At 65.1% G+C, this 863-nt stretch carries 1 protein-coding gene; it reads right to left on the bottom strand.

From position 1 onward, the window contains the following. A partial coding sequence (locus ACYVDE_RS24595) for a RagB/SusD family nutrient uptake outer membrane protein (protein ID WP_460504151.1) occupies nt 1-863 on the bottom strand: 863 nt, incomplete at both ends.

Here is an 863-nt window from a genome sequence, read left to right as displayed (position 1 = left end):
GGTCGACGGTGGCGCTGGGCGTGGCCACGGGCAGGTTGCGCGAGCGGCGGATAACCTTGTTCACGGCTTCGAGCGCGGCGGGCGTTACGCCGCTGGCTTCGTTCACGGCTTCGGCGTACATCAGCAGCACGTCGGCGTAGCGCAGCACAATCCAGTCGTTTTCGCCATCGAGCGAGGCCGTAGGCGTGTCGGTGTACTTCTTGGTGAAGTAGACGGTGGTGCTGCCAACGGTGCCGGTGCCGTAGGAGGCGGCGGCCCGCACGTCGGTAGCGCCGCTGGCCGTGAAGGCATCCACCAGGCCTTTGTGCAGCGAGAAAAACTGGTCGGAAGTGCCGATGCCGCCCACCTGGCTGGCCGCCGTGGCGAAATTGTTGGCAAACGGACTGCCGATGCCCAGCGCGCCCTTCGAGTAGCGCACCGCAAACAGAATCTCGCTGTTCATCTCGTTGTTGGTAGCGAAGATGTTGGCGTAGGTGGCTTGCAGGGCGTAGGCGTTGGTGGCGATAACCGTGTTCAGAATGGCCGCGGCGTCGCCGTATTTCTTTTCCGTGAGGTAGACCTTGCCGAGAATACCCTGCGCGGCACCCTTGGTTACGCGGCCCAGGTCGGCGGTGGGCACGGTGGCGGGCAGGTCGGCAATGGCGTCGGTCAGGTCCTTTTCAATCTGCGCGTACACCTGCGCGGCGGACGTGCGGCCGTAGGTGTAGGCGTCGGGGATGCTGGCAATCTCGGTAGTCACCAGCGGAATATCGCCCCAGATGCGCACAGCGTTGAAGTAGGTGAGGGCCCGGATGAATTTCACCTCGGCGAAGTAGCGGGCGCGGGTGGCGGCGGTCAGCTTCACGGCGCCGGCGCGGGCCAGC

Source organism: Hymenobacter agri (assembly GCF_054778495.1).
The sequence above is the reverse complement of the archived record's forward strand: the minus strand, read 5'-3'. Positions and strand labels throughout refer to the sequence as shown.